At 55.6% G+C, this 18,631-nt stretch carries 14 protein-coding genes; 7 read left to right on the forward strand and 7 right to left on the reverse strand.

Translation table 11 applies throughout. The annotated features are described in order from the left end of the window. Positions 1–57: 57 nt before the first annotated feature. Positions 58–891: a sulfite exporter TauE/SafE family protein gene (locus M9H61_RS14855; RefSeq protein WP_114112351.1), complete on the reverse strand. Its 834-nt coding sequence runs from the start codon at positions 889–891 to the stop codon at positions 58–60. Positions 892–1,126: 235 nt separating this feature from the next. Here M9H61_RS14855 and M9H61_RS14860 point away from each other — a divergent pair, with 235 nt between their 5' ends. From M9H61_RS14860 to M9H61_RS14890, 7 genes are all read left to right on the forward strand, one after another. Further along, complete coding sequence (locus M9H61_RS14860) at positions 1,127–2,071, forward strand: tripartite tricarboxylate transporter substrate binding protein (protein WP_250281318.1); 945 nt, start codon at positions 1,127–1,129, stop codon at positions 2,069–2,071. After that, positions 2,068–2,619, forward strand: coding sequence for a tripartite tricarboxylate transporter TctB family protein (locus M9H61_RS14865; RefSeq protein ID WP_250281319.1), 552 nt, complete (start codon positions 2,068–2,070; stop codon positions 2,617–2,619). The genes M9H61_RS14860 and M9H61_RS14865 overlap by 4 nt, the downstream gene beginning before the upstream one ends. 15 nt (positions 2,620–2,634) lie before the next feature. Then, positions 2,635–4,158, forward strand: a complete 1,524-nt coding sequence (locus tag M9H61_RS14870; protein WP_101246570.1) for a tripartite tricarboxylate transporter permease — start codon at positions 2,635–2,637, stop codon at positions 4,156–4,158. 23 nt (positions 4,159–4,181) lie between these two features. Next, complete coding sequence (locus M9H61_RS14875; protein ID WP_250281321.1) at positions 4,182–5,780, forward strand: gamma-glutamyltransferase family protein; 1,599 nt, start codon at positions 4,182–4,184, stop codon at positions 5,778–5,780. Between the two features lie 349 nt (positions 5,781–6,129). After that, positions 6,130–7,905 carry a glucan biosynthesis protein gene (locus M9H61_RS14880; RefSeq protein WP_250281323.1) on the forward strand — a complete coding sequence of 592 codons (1,776 nt, stop codon included), beginning with the start codon at positions 6,130–6,132 and terminating at the stop codon, positions 7,903–7,905. A 56-nt stretch (positions 7,906–7,961) separates the two neighbouring features. Continuing rightward, positions 7,962–10,040: a glucans biosynthesis glucosyltransferase MdoH gene (gene mdoH, locus M9H61_RS14885; RefSeq protein WP_250281325.1), complete on the forward strand. Its 2,079-nt coding sequence runs from the start codon at positions 7,962–7,964 to the stop codon at positions 10,038–10,040. Between the two features lie 159 nt (positions 10,041–10,199). Beyond that, positions 10,200–10,697 carry a hypothetical protein gene (locus tag M9H61_RS14890; RefSeq protein ID WP_101246567.1) on the forward strand — a complete coding sequence of 166 codons (498 nt, stop codon included), beginning with the start codon at positions 10,200–10,202 and terminating at the stop codon, positions 10,695–10,697. A gap of 254 nt (positions 10,698–10,951) precedes the next feature. Here M9H61_RS14890 and M9H61_RS14895 read toward each other — a convergent pair whose 3' ends face one another. The 6 genes from M9H61_RS14895 to M9H61_RS14920 all read right to left on the reverse strand — a co-directional run bounded on the left by M9H61_RS14895 (position 10,952) and on the right by M9H61_RS14920 (position 18,590). Next, entirely contained in the window at positions 10,952–11,845 is an 894-nt protein-coding gene (locus tag M9H61_RS14895; protein WP_250281327.1) for an NAD(P)-dependent oxidoreductase, read from the reverse strand. A gap of 22 nt (positions 11,846–11,867) precedes the next feature. After that, on the reverse strand, positions 11,868–12,674 hold the full coding sequence (locus tag M9H61_RS14900) for an enoyl-CoA hydratase/isomerase family protein (RefSeq protein WP_250281329.1): 807 nt from the start codon (positions 12,672–12,674) through the stop codon (positions 11,868–11,870). A gap of 62 nt (positions 12,675–12,736) precedes the next feature. Then, positions 12,737–13,267, reverse strand: a complete 531-nt coding sequence (locus M9H61_RS14905) for an acyl-CoA thioesterase (RefSeq protein WP_228194800.1) — start codon at positions 13,265–13,267, stop codon at positions 12,737–12,739. A 55-nt stretch (positions 13,268–13,322) separates the two neighbouring features. Next, positions 13,323–15,107, reverse strand: coding sequence for an acyl-CoA dehydrogenase C-terminal domain-containing protein (locus M9H61_RS14910; protein WP_250281331.1), 1,785 nt, complete (start codon positions 15,105–15,107; stop codon positions 13,323–13,325). 22 nt (positions 15,108–15,129) lie between these two features. Beyond that, positions 15,130–17,454, reverse strand: a complete 2,325-nt coding sequence (locus tag M9H61_RS14915) for a 3-hydroxyacyl-CoA dehydrogenase/enoyl-CoA hydratase family protein (protein ID WP_250281333.1) — start codon at positions 17,452–17,454, stop codon at positions 15,130–15,132. Next, positions 17,454–18,590 (reverse strand): thiolase family protein, encoded by a 1,137-nt coding sequence (locus M9H61_RS14920; RefSeq protein ID WP_250281335.1) that lies wholly within the window; start codon positions 18,588–18,590, stop codon positions 17,454–17,456. Before M9H61_RS14920 ends, M9H61_RS14915 begins: the two co-directional genes overlap by 1 nt. Positions 18,591–18,631 lie beyond the last annotated feature (41 nt).

The raw sequence follows: 18,631 nt of genomic DNA on the forward strand, positions 1-18,631 counted from the left end.
TTTTGTGGTGCCATCTCCCAGAAGACTGGTTCGGATCGCAAGTCTTTGTTTCTGATATCAGTTAATCAGATCATAGAACATTCGCAATGATGTGATGGCCAGAAACAGGCCGAAACACATGCGCAATGCGCGTCGCGGTATGGTGTGGGCAATGCGTGCCCCGATCGGTGCGCAAAGAACTGTCATCGGGATCAGAAGGGCTGCCGCCAGAACATTGACATAGCCAATCGAAAATGGCGGACGACCGTCAACACCGATCCCCGACATCGCATAGCCAATGGTCCCGGGAAGGGCGATGATCAGACCGATCGCAGCGGCCGTTCCGACCGCACGGCGAATGTCATATCCCAGGAAATTGAGTACCGGAACACAGATGGTTCCCCCGCCAATTCCCATCATTGCCGACAGGCTTCCGGCCAGGACGCCCAGAACCGCCCAGACCGATTTCGGCGGGTTTTTGGCCTCGTCCGTTTCGCGGTCCTTGACCAGCATCATGTTTGCAGCAACCAGAATTGCCACCACGGCAAAGACGATGGTCAGAACGCGACCATCGGCAAGGCCGCCAATCGCGGTGCCGATAATCACCCCGACGACAATTGCCGGACCCCAGTGTTTGAGAAGGGCAATATCGACCGAACCTTTTTTATAGTGGCTGCGAGTCGACGAGATCGCGGTTGCAATGATTGTCGTGAGCGAGGTGGCCACGGCGACCTGCATGCGCAACGATTCATCAACGCCCATGGTGGTCAGAAAATGGTAGAGCACCGGGACAATCACGATCCCGCCACCCACGCCCAGCAGGCCAGCCATAATGCCGCCGACAACGCCGGCAAACAGCATTGCAGCGCCCCAGATCAGATAAAGGCTCATGGTGCCTTCGATTTCAATCATCTTGAACCAATCCAAACCAATTTTTACGGTTATATGTTATTGGTAGTAACGCCAGTCCTATCCATTTGGCAATGATTTTGCGCCTGAAATCCATAAATATGGCGAAAAATACGTAGTTTCGCGTTTTTGGGGTTGCGGATGCCAAGTTACGATGACAACAATATGTCGACAAAATGAACGAACCAAAAAATAATTGGTTTTAATTGATCCAGTAGATTTATCAGGAGGCATTGACATGTTCCGCAAGATTGCTGTTGCCGCTGGTCTGATGGCGGCTGCCATTGCAGGACCTGCACAGGCGCAGGACTATCCCGAAAAACCGATTGAATTCATCGTTCCCTGGGGTCCGGGTGGCGGCAGTGACACGCTGATGCGTCTGGTCGCACAGGGTCTTGCCGAAGAAACCGGTCAGGCTGTTCCGGTCATCAACATGCCGGGCGTTGGCGGCAATGTTGGTCTGGCAGAATTCGCAAAGCGTCCGGCTGACGGTTACACCATCTCGCAGATCCACGAAGGCCTGCTGATTTCCAATGGTACGGGCATCACCGACCTGAACTGGAACAGCTTCATGCCGATCGCGCTGGTGACGTCGTCGCCGCAATATCTGACCTTCTCGAAGAACGAGAACTTCTCGACCTTTGAAGAAATGGTTGCCTTTGCCAAGGATCATCCGGGTGCGGTTCGCGCCGGTGTTACCCTTGCTGGTGTTCCGCACCTTCATATGGCGATGATTGAAGACGCATTTGGTATCCAGTTCTCCTATGTCGGTTACGAAGGTACCGGTCAGCGTATCCGTGCCCTGGTTGGCGGCAATATCGACGTTGCCATTGGTGATGTTTCCTCGGCTGGTCAGTTTGTTGAAAACGGCGATCTGATCTTTGCTGCTGTCGGCATGCCGGAACGTACCGCCGATGAGCCTGATGTTCGGACCTTTGCCGAACTTGGTCATGATCTTGATCTGGCTGTGACCCGCGGTGTTGTTCTGCCCAAAGGCACCCCGCAGGATGTTGCAGATGCGCTTGAAGCACATTTGGAAAAAGTCATGCAGAACGAAGACGTTCGCGCAAAAATCAAGAATGTCGGTTCCGAGCCGGTCTTCCTTGGCCAGGATGCCTACAAGGCATATCTCGGCAAGCTGTCTGACACGGTTAACCGTCTGGTCGGCAAGCTCGCAGGATGACGAACGGGGCTGAGAAATCAGCAGCAGCGGATGCATCGGCACCCGCTGCTTCTCGTGCAAGAACAGAATTTGCGCGGCTGGTTTCCTATATCGTTTTCGGAACTGGTTCGGTTTATTTGTCCCTGCGGGCAGGTGAGTTGCCGACCTCGCGCTGGGAACCGCTGGGTGCCGGGTCTTTCCCGCAGCTGGTCTTTGGCGTTCTTGCAGGTCTTTGCCTGATTGCAGCCATCCGGGCGATTATTGATATCCGCAAGGCCGGTCAGCTTGACGCGCTTGGCGAAGCGTTGTGCAGCTGGGTCAAGGTCCGCCGGATATCCTTTGCGCTGTTTGGCTTGCTGGTTGTCTATCTTGGCGCATTGCCCTTTGCCGGCTTTTCGCTGGCGACCTTTGTTTTTCTGCTGATCAGCCAGCTTATGATCGCAGGCATTTCGAAAAAGACCGTCATACAGTCCGTGATCGCCGCCCTGATCTTCTCGGTTGGCTTGAATCTGCTGTTTGCCGAAGTCTTTAACGTGTTTCTCCCGCGCGGCATGCTGTTCGCGGGCTAACAGAAGTTTACGATCATGTTGGATGCATTTCTTGCCGGTGCCCATCAGGTTTTCGCATTCGATACCCTGATTTACATGCTGATCGGTTCCGTTGCCGGGATCGTTGCAGCAGCCATTCCCGGTTTTACCGTGACCATGGCCATCATTCTGACCTTGCCGCTGACCTTTACCATGGAACCGCTTCAGGGGGTTTCGGTGATGTTGTCAGTATATGTCGGTGGTTATACCGGCGGTCTGATCAGTGCAGCGTTGCTTGGTATTCCCGGAACGCCAAGTTCGGTGGCCACCACTTTTGATGCCTTTCCGATGGCGCGTGGGGGCGAACCCGGACGTGCATTGTCGCTTGGTGTCTGGGCGTCGTTCTTTGGCACGGTGATTTCCACAATCATTCTGATTGTTGCAGCCCCGCCACTTGCGCTGATTGCGGTCAAGCTTGGCCCCTGGGAATATTTTTCGCTGATCGTGTTTGCCCTGACGATTGTCGCAAGCCTGGTCGGCAATTCATTGATGCGCGGCCTGATTGCCGGTGTCATCGGTCTTGGTCTGGCAACGATCGGTCCGGACCCGATGATGGGGCGCCCGCGTCTGACCTTTGAGTCGGATATTCTGATGCCGGGCTTGCCGTTCCTGATTGTCCTGATCGGTATTTTTGCCATCAGTCAGCTGATGGGCGAAGTCGAGGACCATGGGAAGAATGACAACAAGGGCGCGCTGATCCCTGATGTGATTGAATTCAAGACCTGGGCTGTGATGCGCGAAGTTCTGATGCATCCGGTCAATCTGGTGCGCTCATCGCTGATCGGTGTGTTTATTGGCGCACTGCCCGGTGCGGGCGGGTCGATTGCCAACCTTTTGGCCTATGACCAGGCAAAGCGCAGCTCCAAAACCCCGGAAGAATTCGGTAAGGGCACGCCAAATGGTGTGATCGCGTCCGAAGCCGGGAACTCTGCCACGGCGGGTGGCGGTTTGATCCCGATGATTGCGCTGGGTATTCCGGGGTCGGCGGTTGATGCGATCCTGATGGCGGCCCTTATGGTGCATGGCATTTCGGTTGGTCCGCGCCTGATCATGGATCATGCCGATCTGGCCTATGGCATGTTCGTTGCCATGGTTGTTGCATCATTGATGATGCTGGTGGTTTGCGTTCTGTCGATGCGCCTGTTCCTGCGGGTGACCGACATTCCCAAACAGTTCATTGTTCCGACCGTGATGATCTGTTGTGTGATCGGGGCCTTTGCACTCAATAACCGGGTAACCGATCTTTATCTGCTTGGTGCGATCGGGCTTGTCGGATACGGGCTGAAATCGCTCGATTATCCGTTGGCGCCGCTGGTTCTGGGTGTGATCCTTGGACCGATTGCCGAAACCAACCTGCGCCGTGCATTGATGAGTGACGGGGACTGGACGGTATTCTTTACCCGTCCGATTTCGGCGGTATTGCTGGCGGCTGCTGTTCTGTCTGTTATTTTCAGCGTCCGTTCGGTTCTCAAGATGCGCCGAAAAGACCGTCCTGCCACCGATGAACAAGATGGCGACTAGGCCACTGCTTTGAGGAGACTTCTATGAAACTTCGTCATGACGCGCTTTATGCCTCACGCCGGTCACCGGTTCTGGCGCGCAACATGGTTTCCACATCCCAGCCATTGGCCGCACAGGCAGGCCTGCGCATGTTGCTGGCAGGTGGCAATGCCGCCGATGCGGCCTTGGCGTCGGCCATCGCCCTTACCGTGGTTGAGCCGACCGGTAACGGACTTGGTTCGGATGCCTATGCCATCATCTGGGATGGCAAGGAACTGCACGGGCTGAATGCATCGGGTCGCGCACCGGCGGCCTGGAACCCCGAACGGTTTGCCGGCGCAGACAAGATGCCCCAGCGTGGTTGGGAATCCGTAACCACCCCGGGGGCGGTTTCCGCATGGCAGGAAATTTCCACCAAATTTGGCAAATTGCCGTTCGAAAAGCTGTTTGAGCCGGCCATCGAATATGCATCGCGCGGATTTGCGGTGTCGCCGATCATTGCCACCCTTTGGGAAAAGGGTGGGGAATTGCTGGGCAAGCAGCCGGGCTTTGCCGAGGCATTCCTTCCGAATGGCAAGGCCCCCAAAGCGGGCGAGCTGTTTGTAAACAAGGCCGCTGCCGACAGCCTGATCGACATTGCCGAAACCAAAGGTGAAAGTTTCTATCGTGGCAAGCTTGCCGCAAAGATCGCAGCTTTTGCCAAGGAACATGGCGCGGCCCTGTCCGAGGATGACCTTGGCAATCACAAGGCCGATTGGGTCGGCACGATTTCACAAAGCTTCGGCAAGGTGAAACTGCATGAAATCCCGCCGAATGGTCAGGGGATTTCAGCCCTGATCGCGCTGGGCATTCTGCGTCATACCAATATCACTGATTATCAGCCCGATTCGGCCGAGGCCCTGCATCTTGAGATCGAGGCCATGAAACTGGCCTTTGCCGATATGCGGGCCTATGTCGCCGATCTTGATTACATGACCGATGTTACGGTCGAAAATCTTCTGTCCGATGATTATCTGAAATCCCGTGCGGCATTGATCGATGCCAACAAGGCACAGGATTTCAAGGCCGGTGCGCCAAAGCATGGCGGGACGGTTTATGTGACCGCAGCCGACGAAAACGGCATGATGGTATCGTTCATCCAGTCGAACTATATGGGCTTCGGGTCCGGTGTCGTGGTGCCGGGAACTTCGATCAGCCTGCAAAACCGTGGTCACGGTTTCAGCCTGAAAGACGGTCATCCCAACCTTGTCAAAGGTGGAAAACGTCCGTTCCAGACCATCATTCCGGCATTCCTGATGAGCGATACCGGCAACCCGATCATGAGCTTTGGCGTGATGGGCGGCCCGATGCAGGCCCAGGGACATCTGCAAATGACCCTGCGTACCCAGCTTTGGGACCAGGATCCGCAAACTGCGGTGGATGCACCGCGCTGGCAGGCACTGTCGGGGCTTGATGTTGCGGTTGAAGCATCGCTTGGCCATGAGGTCATTGATGCGCTCAAGGCCAAGGGCCATGCGATCAAGGTCGAAACGCCAGACAGCACCAATTTCGGTTTTGGTGGCGCCCAGCTGATTGCCAAGGCCGAGGCCGGATATGTCGCCGGTTCCGATCCGCGCAAGGACGGATGTGCCGTCGGCTATTGATGAAAGAACAGATTTTCGGATCGGCATTCGCAGTCATCTGAAAGCAGGGTCGGCCCAGTAATGGGTCGGCCTTTTTCTTTGCGCAGGGGTGGGACGACTCAACATACGGGGCCCCTTGGGATTTCCGGCATCTGTCAAGATGGAAAGTGCCGCATTTCAGGGGGATAGCCCATGCAAAAATGACGCTTCGTACAGGCCATCGACAGGTATAAAGCGATCAGTTATGGCAGGGGGCCTTGTCAGGTTTTGCGGATTCTTTCCCTGATGGCGACACATTCCTGCCCTGTTTTTTGTGCACAAGCACACTGAACAAATCGAAAAAATCCAATGGTTGGTAGCGTATAGAGGCATGACGCATCATTTTCCGCGGCGCACGGCGCTGGTTTTAAAGCATGTCCTTCTGGTTGCAATCGCGACCGGAACAGTCGTGTTTGGCACCCCGTTACTGGCACAGGCACAGTCAAATGACCCGGCAGCGGCACAGCCCGCCAATACGGATGTTGCGCCCGCGCCCGCATCAGAGGCACAGGTCAAACCCGTTGCGCCGGTGGCAACCCCCGACGCGCAGCCTGCGACCGACAATGACGCAACCGCCGCGTCCGAACAGACATCCGAAGAACAGGCCGACAATGCCGATCAGGCAGACAGCCAGAAACCGGCAGTCAGCGCACCGGTCATGTTTGATCCTGCCATGGTGATTGAACGGGCACGTGCACTTGCGAATGCGCCGTTTGAAAACCCGCATCGTGAATTGCCCGATGCACTGGCCAATCTGAGCTCGGATGCGTATGACCAGATCCGCTTCAAGTCGCAGCGCGCCTTCTTCAATCCGGATAATTCGGACTTCTCGCTTGAGCTGTTTCACCCGGGCAACATGTATGATGTGCCGGTCGCCATCAATCTGGTGCGCGACGGTGAAATCCAGGTCATTCCGTTTTCTGCCGGTCTTTTTGATTTCGGCAAGACCGGACTTTCGGGCAATGATTTCTCGACCCAGGGCTATGCTGGGTTCCGGTTGCGCTATCCGTTGTCGAATGTCGGCAGCAGCGATGAGCTGACCCGCTTCCTCGGGGCGTCCTATTTCCGTCTTCAGGGCGAAGGACAATCGATTGGCCAGATGGCACGTGGACTTGCCATTGACCTTGCCGGCCCGACGGGCGAAGAAATCCCGGTATTTCGCGAATTCTGGATTGTTGAGCCGAAAAAGGGCGATCAGACGATTACGGTCTATGGTCTGCTTGACAGTGCGCGGGTAACCGGTGCCTTCCGGTTCGAAATCAATCCGGGCACGCGCAGTCAGGCCGATGTCAAAGCCAATCTGTTTTTCCGTGATGGTGTCGAAAAAATCGGTATCGCGCCGCTGAACGGCATGTTCCTGTTTGGTGAACAGCGTCGCCGGTCCTTTGACGATTATCGTGGCGAAGTACATTCCAGTGACGGGCTTCTGATCAATAATGGACGTGGCGAATGGCTGTGGCGGCCGCTTGATAACCCGGTTCACCTACAGATGAGCTCGTTTCTGGATGAAAATCCGATCGGCTTCGGGCTTTTGCAGCGGGATCGCAATTTCGATCATTACCAGGATCTTGAACGCCGGTTTGATCGCCAGCCCGGTTACTGGGTCACTCCCAAAGGCAATTGGGGCAAGGGCCATGTCGAACTGGTGGAAATTCCAAGCCCGTCTGAAACCAATGACAATATCGTTGCCTATTGGGTGCCGGAAACCAAACCGGTGGCCGGTGGCGAGATGGAAATTGAATACAGCATCACAGCGACCCGTGATGGCGGCGGTTTGCACGATCTGGCCCAGGCGACCGATACGCGGATCATGCGCATCGCATCCCAGGGCGATGATGATGCCGGTCGTACCCGGTTTGTCTTGAACTTTGCCGGTGGTGATCTGGATTATTTCATTGGCGATGCCAAAAATATGCGGGCAGATGTCAGTGCGTCCGAAGGCAAGATTGAAAACATCCGTGTGATGCCGGATTCGGAAAACGGCGGTGTGCGCGTGTTCTTTGATCTGGTCAATGATGGCGAGGCGCGTTCAAGCAACCTTCGGGTATTTCTTCTTCACAAGGATAAGGTCCTTAGTGAAACCTGGACCATGCCGTGGGTTTTTTGATCCCGGATTTTCCGGACCGTGCCGTTCACACAGATGCGACATTCAGGTAGATGCAGATGAGTCAGAAGTCTGACCATAGAAACGAAAACATTTCAGAGACCCAGTATGATCCGACGGTCCAGTTACGTGGCCCCGGTGTTGGTCAGCGGCGGCTGTTTTTGTTCGGAGCGTCGATTGCTGCCACGGCCTATGCCGCATGGCTGATGACAGATGTTCTGGGTGCCGATCAGCTGACCATCATGGAAATGGTGGTGGTGGCATTCTTTACCATCAACTTTGCCTGGATTTCGCTCTCGTTCTTTACCGGGATTGTCGGGTTGATCCTGCGCGGGCTCAAGCTTGATGCCATCACGTTAAAGCGCCTGAAACCGATCGTGCGCAAGGGACCGCTGCGTTCCAAAAACGTTGTTGTGATTCCGGTTTATAACGAGGACCCCAACCGGGTCTTTGCCGGTCTTCGGGCCAGCTATGAAAGCCTTGCCAAAACCGGCGAGCTTGATGCCTTTGACTTTTTTGTTTTGTCTGATACCCGCGATCCCGATATCTGGATCGCCGAGGAACTGGCATGGGCAAAGGCCTGTACGGATTTGAATGCGCGCGGGAAAATCTTCTTCCGCCGTCGTCCGGAAAACACCGAACGCAAATCGGGCAACCTCAAGGAATTCTGCGAAACCTATGCGGCCAATTATGATCACATGATCGTTTTTGATGCCGATAGTGTGATGTCGGGCGAGGCCATGGTGAATATGGCCTATCTGATGGAAAACAATCCGGATGCCGGCATTATCCAGAGCCCGCCGCAACCGACCGGTCGCCAAACGCTGTTTGCCCGAATCTTGCAGTTCATTTCGCGTGTGCATGGTCCGACCATGTCGGCCGGTTTGTCATTCTGGTGCATGGGCAGTTCGAACTATTGGGGCCATAACGCGATCATTCGCACCAAGGCGTTCATCGAATGTTGCGGGCTTCCGGTTCTGTCGGGCAAACCGCCGATGGGTGGTCATATCCTGAGCCATGATTTCGTCGAGGCCGCCTTCATGCGCAAGGCAGGCTGGCGGTGCTGGTTGATCCCACAGCTGGAAGGCAGCTGGGAAGAATTGCCGCCCAACCTGATCGATTTTGCCATCCGTGACCGTCGCTGGTGCCAGGGCAATATGCAGCATGCCCGCCTGATGGTCGCACCGGGTTTCAAACCGCTTAGTCGTTTGCACTTCTTTATGGGGGTGATGAGTTTTGTCTCATCGCCGCTTTGGCTGTTGCTGTTGCTGAGTTCGACCATTGCGACGCTGCAAAACACGCAGCTGACCTACAGCTTCTTTCCGGGGCATTTCACCATGTTCCCGCAATGGCCGGTGGACCGGTCGTTCGAGATGCTGGTTTTGCTGATCTTTACCATCGGGATGCTGGTTTTGCCGAAAATCATCTCGATCCTGATGGTGTGTCTGGGCCGTGACCGCAAGAAGTATGGCGGGGTCATGGTTTTGTTCAGTGGCTTGTTCGAAACGATCTATTCGGCCTTGCAGGCCCCGATCATGATGATGCTGCATTCCCAGTTCGTGTTTTCGGTTTTGACCGGCAATCAGGTTGGCTGGGATGCGCAGGAACGTGACGATGCCGGGGTGCCGTTCAAGGCGGCGCTTAAAACCCATCGTACGATCATTGTCATCGGTCTGGTCTGGGGGGCGGTTGCCGTCTTTGTCGATACGGCGTTCTTCTGGTGGCTGTCGCCGATTCTGGCTGGTCTGGTTCTGTCGCCGTGGCTGACCCATTATTCGAGCAGTCTTGCAATCGGCAAGGCCGCACGCCGGATGAAGCTTTTCCTGACACCGGAAGAATATGACAGCCCCGATGAACTGCGCGGTCTGGCCCGGATCAGTGCCGAGCTGGCCGACGGGGACGTCAAGGATGGCCTGATGCGGCTGATCGAGGACCCGTATGCCAATGCCCTGCATTCGGCATTGCTTCCGGTCCGCAAACCCGATGCGCGGACCACGATCGAGATCGGCATCATCTATGAAAAGCTTGCCCGGCTGGGCATTGAAAGTCTGACACGTGATGAAAAAATCCTGATCCTGTCCTGGCCGGTCAAACCGCTTGACCAGATCATGGCGGGCCGGGATGTCAACGGGTCCTGATTTTCAAAAGCGCTTTGTCTAACCAATTGTTTTAAAAGAATCTTGTGCGCCACAAAAACGCCCAGATTCGAGCAAATTATCCCGCGTTTTTTCAGCGATGATTATCCTTAACGAAGCGTTAATCGCCGATGATCGTTTACTGCCCGGAGGGCCAAACACATGACTGATATGACCGTTGCATCACAGGGTTTTTCCTATGCCGCATTTGAGTCGGCCGCAATGACCCGTCTGATCGAAGACACAGCACGCGCCTGGCTTCGGTCATTTGGAATCATGTCCGATGCACAGGCCAATCAGCGTCTGATCAATGCCCTGCGCGATGCGCTGGCCGCAGACAGTGTCGCAAGTCATGACCGGGCAAGCATGCAGGATATCCTCGATCAGGCCGCACATGATGCGATTGCCGGATGGCTTGCCCGTGTAACCGGTCAGCAGGATTGCTATGGATCGGCGTCATTTTCCATGTTGCGCTGCGCTTTCCTGTCGGCAAACCGTGACGGCATCTGGTCGAGCCGGTTCCTTGATCAGGATGGTGATCATCGTGATCTTGCCATGGCACTTTCGGTTCAGATGATGCTGCCGACACCCAGCCTTAAGGCCTGTGAGATGCCGCGCCAGACACTGGAAAAACGGGCACTCGAACGCCGGGCATCGTAACCCGGTAAATCCTTCGCCCACGCTTTTTCATCTTTACCCTCAACGTTAATGCGTTTTGCGAAGGTAGACACCGCCAGCAATTTGGCGGTGTCTTTATGAGTATCGGCCAAAGATTTTCAAAAAAAGAACCCGCCCCGAAAGGGCGGGTTTAGTTCAGCGGGCGAGAGAGCCCGATTTTCCGTGTGGGGTTTCCACGCTCGTCAAATCAGGCCCCTACCAGACGCCGGGACACACACTTCCCCGACGCCAAATCGTCAGGCTGCTTTGTGAAAGCGGCCCAGTTTTTCAAGAAGCCCTGCAACCGCGGGATCGTTCTTTCCGTTGCGATCAAGCTCAAGGAAGAAATCCGGATAGGGCGCCTTGCCCGGTGTCAGGTTGTAGGGTTCGAAATCGGTAATTCCGATGGCTTCAAGCACGGATTCATCGGTAAAGAAGCCGCCGGTCACTTCGCGTGCGGGCGCGGTCAGGATGGCGTGCGCGGCATCGGCCAGAATTTGCGGGGTGCGCGCGCGGCCCTGTTCCAGACCCGGGATCATATTAAGGGCGGCGGTTTCAATCACGGTGACCGGCCAAAGCGAATTGACGGCCACCCCGTCATCAGCAAATTCGGCCGCCAGACCAAGGGTCACCAGGCTCATGCCGTATTTCGAAATGGTATAGGCCGTGTGATTGGCAAACCATTGTGGTGACAGGTTGGGCGGTGGCGACATGGTCAGGATATGCGGGTTATCCGACTTCAAAAGATGCGGCAGGCAAGCCTGTGCGCAGGCAAAAGTCGCCCGTGTATTGACCTGATGCATCAAATCAAACCGCTTCATGGGCGTTTGCAAGGTCGGGGTCAGATTGATCGCGCTGGCATTGTTGATCAGGATATCGATGCCACCGAATGTTTCGACCGTTTTGGCAACAGCGTCGGCAATCTGTTCTTCGTCGCGAATGTCTGTCTTAAGGGCCAGGGCCTTGCCACCCGCTTCCTCGATCTCGGCAGCAGCTGAATGGATCGTGCCGGGGAGTTTGGGGTGGGGTTCATCGGTTTTGGCGATGATCGCGACATTGGCACCGTCGCGGGCTGCGCGAAGGGCAATTTCCTTGCCGATACCACGCGATGCACCGGTGATGAACAGTGTTTTGCCTTTAAGACTAGTCATCGTTTATTTCCCTGGGTTCTTTTTATGATTTGCCAAAGCGCGGATTGCGTTTTTCAACAAAGGCGGTAACGCCTTCGCGGAAATCGGCACTGACGGCGCATTCGGCAAATGATTTGGCTTCGGCTGTCAGTTGTTCTGTCAGGGTTGCCTGGGGGGCGGCATTCAGAAGTGCCTTGGTACGTGCAATGGCACCGCGCGGACCGGATGCCAGACGGGCTGCATAATTCGTCGTCGCCGATGCCAGTTGATCGGCGGGCACAACCTTGTTGATCAGGCCGCAATCATGGGCTTCGTCCGCGCCGAAACGATCACCGAACAGGGCAATTTCCTTGGCCTTTTTCATGCCGACCAACCGGGTAAGCGAATGGGTCGAACCGCCATCGGGCGAGGTGCCGATATGGATATAGGCCAGGGTGAAAACGGTTTCTTCCGCAGCGATGGCAAGATCGCAGGCATTCATCAGGCTGACACCAAACCCGGCAACCGCACCTTCAAGCTTGGCAATCACCGGACAGGGAAGGGCAGTCAGGCGGATGACAATGTCGTGCACGCGGCTGATCATGGCATCAATCACCGAACGGGTTTCCTCGGCAGATGATTGCGTCATCTCATAGAAGAATTTGACATCGCCGCCTGCCATAAAGGTACCACCCGATCCTTCAAGGATCACAGCACCGATCTGGCTGCTTTGAGCTTCGATCTTGTCAAGCGCATCGGAGAAACCGGCGATCATTGCGTGATCCAGTGCATTCATCCGGTCTGGCCGGTTTAGCGTGATCGTCGCGATGTCATCGGTGATGTTCAGCAATACGGCGTCGGTCGATGTCATGTGGTTTCCTCCCGCGGGGTTGCCGCTTTTTTTTGTTCCCGCTATCGGGGATTGGGCCGGTATTAAATCGCAAGCCGGGCTTCTATTGCGCTTTCCATATCGGGCCAGCCCGATAGCCAGTCGGGCATGACAGGCGAATTCTGGTCCGCCCCGACCAGACGACAGACTTCTTGCGGGGTGACGATACCTTCCGGACCGACAAACACGGCCTTGACCACGCCAAGTGCCAGGGTTTTGCCACCAGAAACAAAGCGTTGTTCAAGATAAAACCCCTTGTCATCCCAATAGAGTGCCTGGGTTTCGAGGGCGAATTTCTGGAACGGCTTGATCGCGCGCTTGAACCGCATTGTTGATCCCGACACCACCGGTTGCCATTTGCGTTTCAACATCTGTTTGGCGATGCCATTGCGGACAATAAGTTCGGTGCGGCCCAGATCCATAAGCGCGAAATAGCGCGAATTGGTCATATGGACATTGATATCAAGATCCAGTGGCCATGCCCGGAAATGCAGGCAGGATGGATCAAGCGGATGCAGGCGGGGCCGCAACAGCGACAGGATCACCACACGGATCAGCCGGAAAATCAGGTTCACGACATGTCTCCGTTTTCTGATGTGGTCTGACGATTTATGCGGCCCGCAGCCATGATCAGAACAGCTCCTCGTCGAGTGCCATCATGGTCGAAGACCCTGACATCATCTGACTGAAAAGGGCACCTGATTGCGGCAGGATACGTTCCATATAGAACTTTGCCGTGATCAGTTTGGCCTTATAGAAGCCGTCCGGGTCGTCATCCTGTTTTGCCAATGCGACTTCGGCCATCCGGGCCCACATGAAGCCAACTGCCACCAGACCGAACAGACGCAGGAATTCGGTTGCAGCGGCACCGGCTTCGTTCGGGTTTTTCATGCCGCGCTGCGCCAATTCACCCGTGGCCTGTTGCAGGCGCATGAACGCCTTTGCCAGCGGCTGGACATAGTCGCCAAGGCCTTCTTTGGAGACATTGGCTTCGATATATTCCTGAACTGGGTGGAAGAACCGGCGAAGATAACGGCCGGCCTTGGTCGGCATTTTACGACCGACAAGGTCAAGGGCCTGAATACCGTTTGTGCCTTCGTAAATCTGGGCGATACGGGCGTCACGGACATATTGTTCCATGCCCCATTCGCGGATGTAACCGTGACCGCCAAAGACCTGCACACCAAGGTTGGTGTTGTCAAAGCCCCAATCGGTGAACAGTGCCTTGACGATCGGGGTCATCAACTGAACGAATTCGTCGGCTTCTTCGCGTTTGACCGGGTCTTCATGATGTTTGGCGGTATCAAGGGCACGGGCAACCCACATACCCATCGCACGGCAGCCTTCATTGGTGGCCTTCGCGGTCAGGAGCATACGGCGCACATCGGGGTGCACGATGATGGAATCGGCGGCCTTGTCGGGCGATTTCGCACCGGTCAGAGCACGGCCCTGAAGACGGTCCTTGGCATAGGCACGCGCACCCTGATAGGCGGCTTCGCCAAGACCAAGTCCCTGAATGCCGACCGAAAGGCGTTCCTGGTTCATCATGGTGAACATGGCGGGCATGCCCTGATGGGGTTCACCGACCAGATAGCCGATCGCGCCGTCAAAATTCATGACACAGGTGGCCGATGCCTTAATGCCCATCTTGTGTTCGATGGAACCGCATTTTACCGCATTACGATCCCCAAGCGATCCGTCATCATTGACCATGAATTTCGGAACAAGGAAAAGCGAGATACCCTTGGTGCCCTTGGGCGCATCGGGAAGCTTTGCCAGAACCAGATGGATAATGTTTTCCGTCAGGTCATGCTCACCTGCCGAGATGAAAATCTTGGTTCCCGTGATGGCATAGGACCCGTCATCGAGCGGTTCGGCCTTGGACTTGATGATGCCAAGGTCGGTACCGCAATGCGGTTCGGTCAGGCACATCGTCCCGGACCAGGTGCCTTCGACCATTTTCGGAAGGTATTTTTCCTTAAGTTCGTCCGATGCATGGGCATGCATGGCGGCATAGGCGCCAAAGGACAGACCCGGATACATCCCGAATGACAGGTTGGTCGAACAAATCATTTCCTCGACCAGGGCATTGATCGATTTCGGCGCGCCCTGACCACCATAGGACGGATCGCAGGCAATGCCCGTCCATCCGCCTTCGGCAAAGGTCTGATAGGCTTCCTTGAAACCCTTGGGGGTGGTGACAACACCGTCATCCCAGGTGCAGCCTTCCTCATCGCCCGACCGGTTGATCGGGAACAGGATTTCTTCACAGACTTTGGCGGCTTCTTCGAGAACGGCGTCAACGACGTCGGGGGTGAAATCCTCGCAACCGGGCAACTGATTGATATCGTTGTAATCAAACAGCTCGGTCAGGACGAAGCGCATGTCGCGCAGGGGTGCTTTATATTCAGCCATTTTACTTTTCCTCCCGGACCGGTTAGTTGCGCAACGGCTTGCCGGTCAGAAGCATATGCTCCACCCGGGCCATGGTGCCTTCGTTGCGGACCAGACGCATGAAGCCTTCGCGTTCCAGTTCAAGAATGTCGTCTTCGGACAGTTCCTCGGTCACGTCGGTGTCACCACCGGCCAGAACCTTGGCCAATTCACCGGCCACCACGCGGTCATAATCGGTTGCCTTGCCAAGACGGTGGAAACCATCGACAGCCATTTCAAAGGCAACCCGTGCAGACTCGCCCGGCAGGCGATAGGTGAATTCTTCGGGGGCCTCATAACCATCGACCATCGAAAGTGCGCGTTCCTTGGCATCTGCCAGCAAACGGTTACGGTTCATGGTGATGCCATCCGTTTCGCGGAAGAACAGGTTTTCCTTGGCTTCCATTGCTGATTTGGCAACGGTCGCGACCGAGATAATCTCGAACGCCTTGGCACTCGGGGCCATCGGGCCTTTGACGAATTTCGGATTTTCCGCCCAGCGACGGATCATTTCCTTACACCCGCCCCAGGCCGGGATCAGACCAACACCGGGTTCAACCAGCCCGATATAGGTTTCCCCATGGGCCTGAACCGCATCGCAATGAAGCAGAACTTCACAGCCGCCCCCAAGGGCAAGGCCACTTGGCGCACCAACAACAGGGAAAGGCGAATATTTCAGCGCCTTGTAGGTTTCCTGACCGGTTTCAACAAGGTTTTCGATTTCCGGCCATGCGGCGATATTGGCGGCAAACAGGGCAAGGCCAAGGTTCGCACCGGCCGAGAAATTGCTGGCTTCGTTATAGATCACCATTGCCTTGAACTGCTTTTTCACAGTCCGGATCGATGTCTTGATGGCACCAAGAACGTCTGCATCAAGTGCATTCATCTTGGTATGGAATTCAAGACAGGCGACACCATCGCCAATATCCCAAAGCGATGCCGCACGGTTACCGGCAACCGGTTCGGATTTGCGTTTGATGTCTTCAAGCAAAAGAACGCCGTCCGGGCGGGTAACCTTGGTGTAGCCGCCATCAAAGCCGAGGTAATAAAGTTCACCGTCTTCGACCTTGTAGAACGATTTGCCAGCAGCCTTTTTCAGCAGGGCAGGAACTTCAATGCCGTCTTCTTCGAGCATCGAAATCAGGACATCAACGCCAATCGCGTCAATCAGTTCGAAGGGGCCGGTTTTCCATGCATAGCCGAGCTTCATCGCATCATCGACATCAAGGATGGAGTTTGCCGCGGACTCGGCAATGAAGGCAGCATAGGCAAGGGTTTTACCCATAACGGCACGGCCATATTGACCGCCCTTGTCGGTTGCTTCCATCATCTTGCGCGGGTCCTTGCCAGCGGTGCGAACACTGCTGATGCGGGCCTTTTCAGATTTGGAAAATTCGCCGGTTTGCAGATCAACCGATTCCTTGATCTTTTCACCGCCATCACGGTTCAGGCGATAGAACCCGCCTTTGCCCTTGCGACCGGTATAACCATCGGCAATCAGTTTGCCGACCAGTTCACTTTCGCGGTAAATGGCATGGAACGGATCGGATTTATCGAGAAGCCCCGCCATGCTCGACTGCACATGGGGCATCAGATCCAGACCAACCAGATCCATCAGGCCAAACACACCGGTTTTGGGAATGCCAAACGGGCGGCCAATGACGCTGTCGGCTTCCTCGACGGTCAGTTTGCGATCCATGGCTTCGACCATGGCAGCCTGAATCCAGTAGACACCCAGACGGTTGGCAATAAAGCCCGGTTCATCATGGCAGGTGACACAAGTCTTGCCCAGTTTGCGATCAGCAAAATCGGCAACCATGTCAATAACGCCATCACGGGTGACACCCGATCCAACCAGCTCAAGCAAACGCATATAGCGCGGCGGGTTGAAGAAATGGGTGATGATGAAGTCCTGGGCAAAGCTTTCATCCATGCCGCCAATCAGGGTGGCAAGCGGAATGGTCGATGTGTTGGATGACACGACCGATCCCTTGGCGCGGACGGCATCAATCTTGCGATACAGATCCTGCTTGATATCAAGGCGTTCGATGACGGCCTCGATGATCCAGTCACATTTGGCGATTTTATCAAGATCATCCTCGATATTGCCGCATGTGATCAGCTTGGCGACCCGTTTGGACATGAACGGGGCCGGATCGGTTTTCAGCATTTTGGCAACCGCGCCCTCGGCAACCGCGTTGCGGTTTTTTGCCCCGTCGGGAACGATATCAAGCAGCAGGACCGGGGTCCCGGAATTGGCGATATGGGCAGCGATCCCCGCGCCCATCACACCGGCGCCGATAACGGCAACCTGTTTGATGGTGGTCATTACATCGCCTCCAGAATGGTCGCGATCCCTTGACCCCCGCCAATGCATTGCGAGGCCAGCGCATATTTGCCGCCGTCACGTTTCAGGATGCTTGCCGCCTTGCCGACGATACGGGCACCGGTCGCCCCCAGCGGATGACCGATGGCCAATGCACCGCCATCGATATTGACCTTGGCACCATCAAGTCCGAGATCGGAAATGCTTGCCATTGCCTGGGACGAAAACGCTTCGTTCAGTTCGGTAACGTCAATATCCGCCGATGTCAGGCCGGCACGTGCCAATGCCTTTTTCGACGCGCCAACCGGACCAATGCCCATGATTTCGGGCAGGCAACCGTCAACCGCAACCGATTTGATGCGGGCAAGCGGGGTCAGACCGTTTTTGGCTGCAAATTCTTCGGAACATACCAGAACCGCAGATGCACCATCGGTCAGTGGCGATGAGGTACCGGCAGTCACCACACCATCAGCGCGGAAGGCCGGTTTCAGGTCTGCGAGACCTTCGGCCGTTGTGTCACCACGAATGCAGCCATCTTCGGAAACGACGCCATCTTTGGTCTGGATCGGGATGATTTCATCAACGAACTTGCCCGCAGCCTGCGCGCTCGCCGCGCGTTTGTGGCTTTCGACCGCAAAAGCTTCCTGATCGGCACGGCTTAGGCTGTATTTGGCGGCAACGTTTTCGGCGGTATCGCCCATGCCCATATAGGCTTCGGGCATGGCCTTATAAAGTTCCGGGTTGGGAAGCGGGTTAAAGCCCATCATCGGGACACGGGTCATGCTTTCAACACCGGCACAGATAAATGCTTCGCCTGCACCAATGGCAATTGCGCCGGCAGCCTGATGGATCGATTGCATCGACGATCCACAGAACCGGTTGACAGTGACACCGGCAACAGAGCGCGGAAGACCTGCAAGGAAGGTGACCAGCCGGGCAACGTTGAAGCCCTGTTCGCCTTCCGGAAAGGCGCAGCCAAGAATCAAATCTTCGATTGCTTTGGGATCAATGCCGGTCTTTTCGACCAGACCTTTTACGACCTGTGCCGCCAGGTCATCAGGACGGACCTTGGCAAGGGCCCCTTTGCGGGCCGGGGTGAATGGCGACCGGACATATCCGGCAATAACGGCGTTGGTCATGGCTATGTCTTCCTTCCTGAGCTGTCCTCTGATCCGGGGAT

Origin of the sequence: Thalassospira sp. GO-4, assembly GCF_023588965.1 — a bacterium.
GTDB lineage: Bacteria > Pseudomonadota > Alphaproteobacteria > Rhodospirillales > Thalassospiraceae > Thalassospira > Thalassospira povalilytica.

Bases quoted from the DNA above. Each gene is read 5' to 3' on its own strand.
- mdoH (WP_250281325.1), top strand. From the start codon at position 7,962: ATGAGTCAGAAGTCTGACCATAGAAACGAAAACATTTCAGAGACCCAG.
- M9H61_RS14860 (WP_250281318.1), top strand. From the start codon at position 1,127: ATGTTCCGCAAGATTGCTGTTGCCGCTGGTCTGATGGCGGCTGCCATT.
- M9H61_RS14880 (WP_250281323.1), top strand. From the start codon at position 6,130: ATGACGCATCATTTTCCGCGGCGCACGGCGCTGGTTTTAAAGCATGTC.
- M9H61_RS14915 (WP_250281333.1), bottom strand. From the start codon at position 17,454: ATGACCACCATCAAACAGGTTGCCGTTATCGGCGCCGGTGTGATGGGC.
- M9H61_RS14900 (WP_250281329.1), bottom strand. From the start codon at position 12,674: ATGACATCGACCGACGCCGTATTGCTGAACATCACCGATGACATCGCG.
- M9H61_RS14870 (WP_101246570.1), top strand. From the start codon at position 2,635: ATGTTGGATGCATTTCTTGCCGGTGCCCATCAGGTTTTCGCATTCGAT.
- M9H61_RS14910 (WP_250281331.1), bottom strand. From the start codon at position 15,107: ATGGCTGAATATAAAGCACCCCTGCGCGACATGCGCTTCGTCCTGACC.
- M9H61_RS14920 (WP_250281335.1), bottom strand. From the start codon at position 18,590: ATGACCAACGCCGTTATTGCCGGATATGTCCGGTCGCCATTCACCCCG.
- M9H61_RS14875 (WP_250281321.1), top strand. From the start codon at position 4,182: ATGAAACTTCGTCATGACGCGCTTTATGCCTCACGCCGGTCACCGGTT.
- M9H61_RS14855 (WP_114112351.1), bottom strand. From the start codon at position 891: ATGATTGAAATCGAAGGCACCATGAGCCTTTATCTGATCTGGGGCGCT.
- M9H61_RS14865 (WP_250281319.1), top strand. From the start codon at position 2,068: ATGACGAACGGGGCTGAGAAATCAGCAGCAGCGGATGCATCGGCACCC.
- M9H61_RS14890 (WP_101246567.1), top strand. From the start codon at position 10,200: ATGACTGATATGACCGTTGCATCACAGGGTTTTTCCTATGCCGCATTT.
- M9H61_RS14895 (WP_250281327.1), bottom strand. From the start codon at position 11,845: ATGACTAGTCTTAAAGGCAAAACACTGTTCATCACCGGTGCATCGCGT.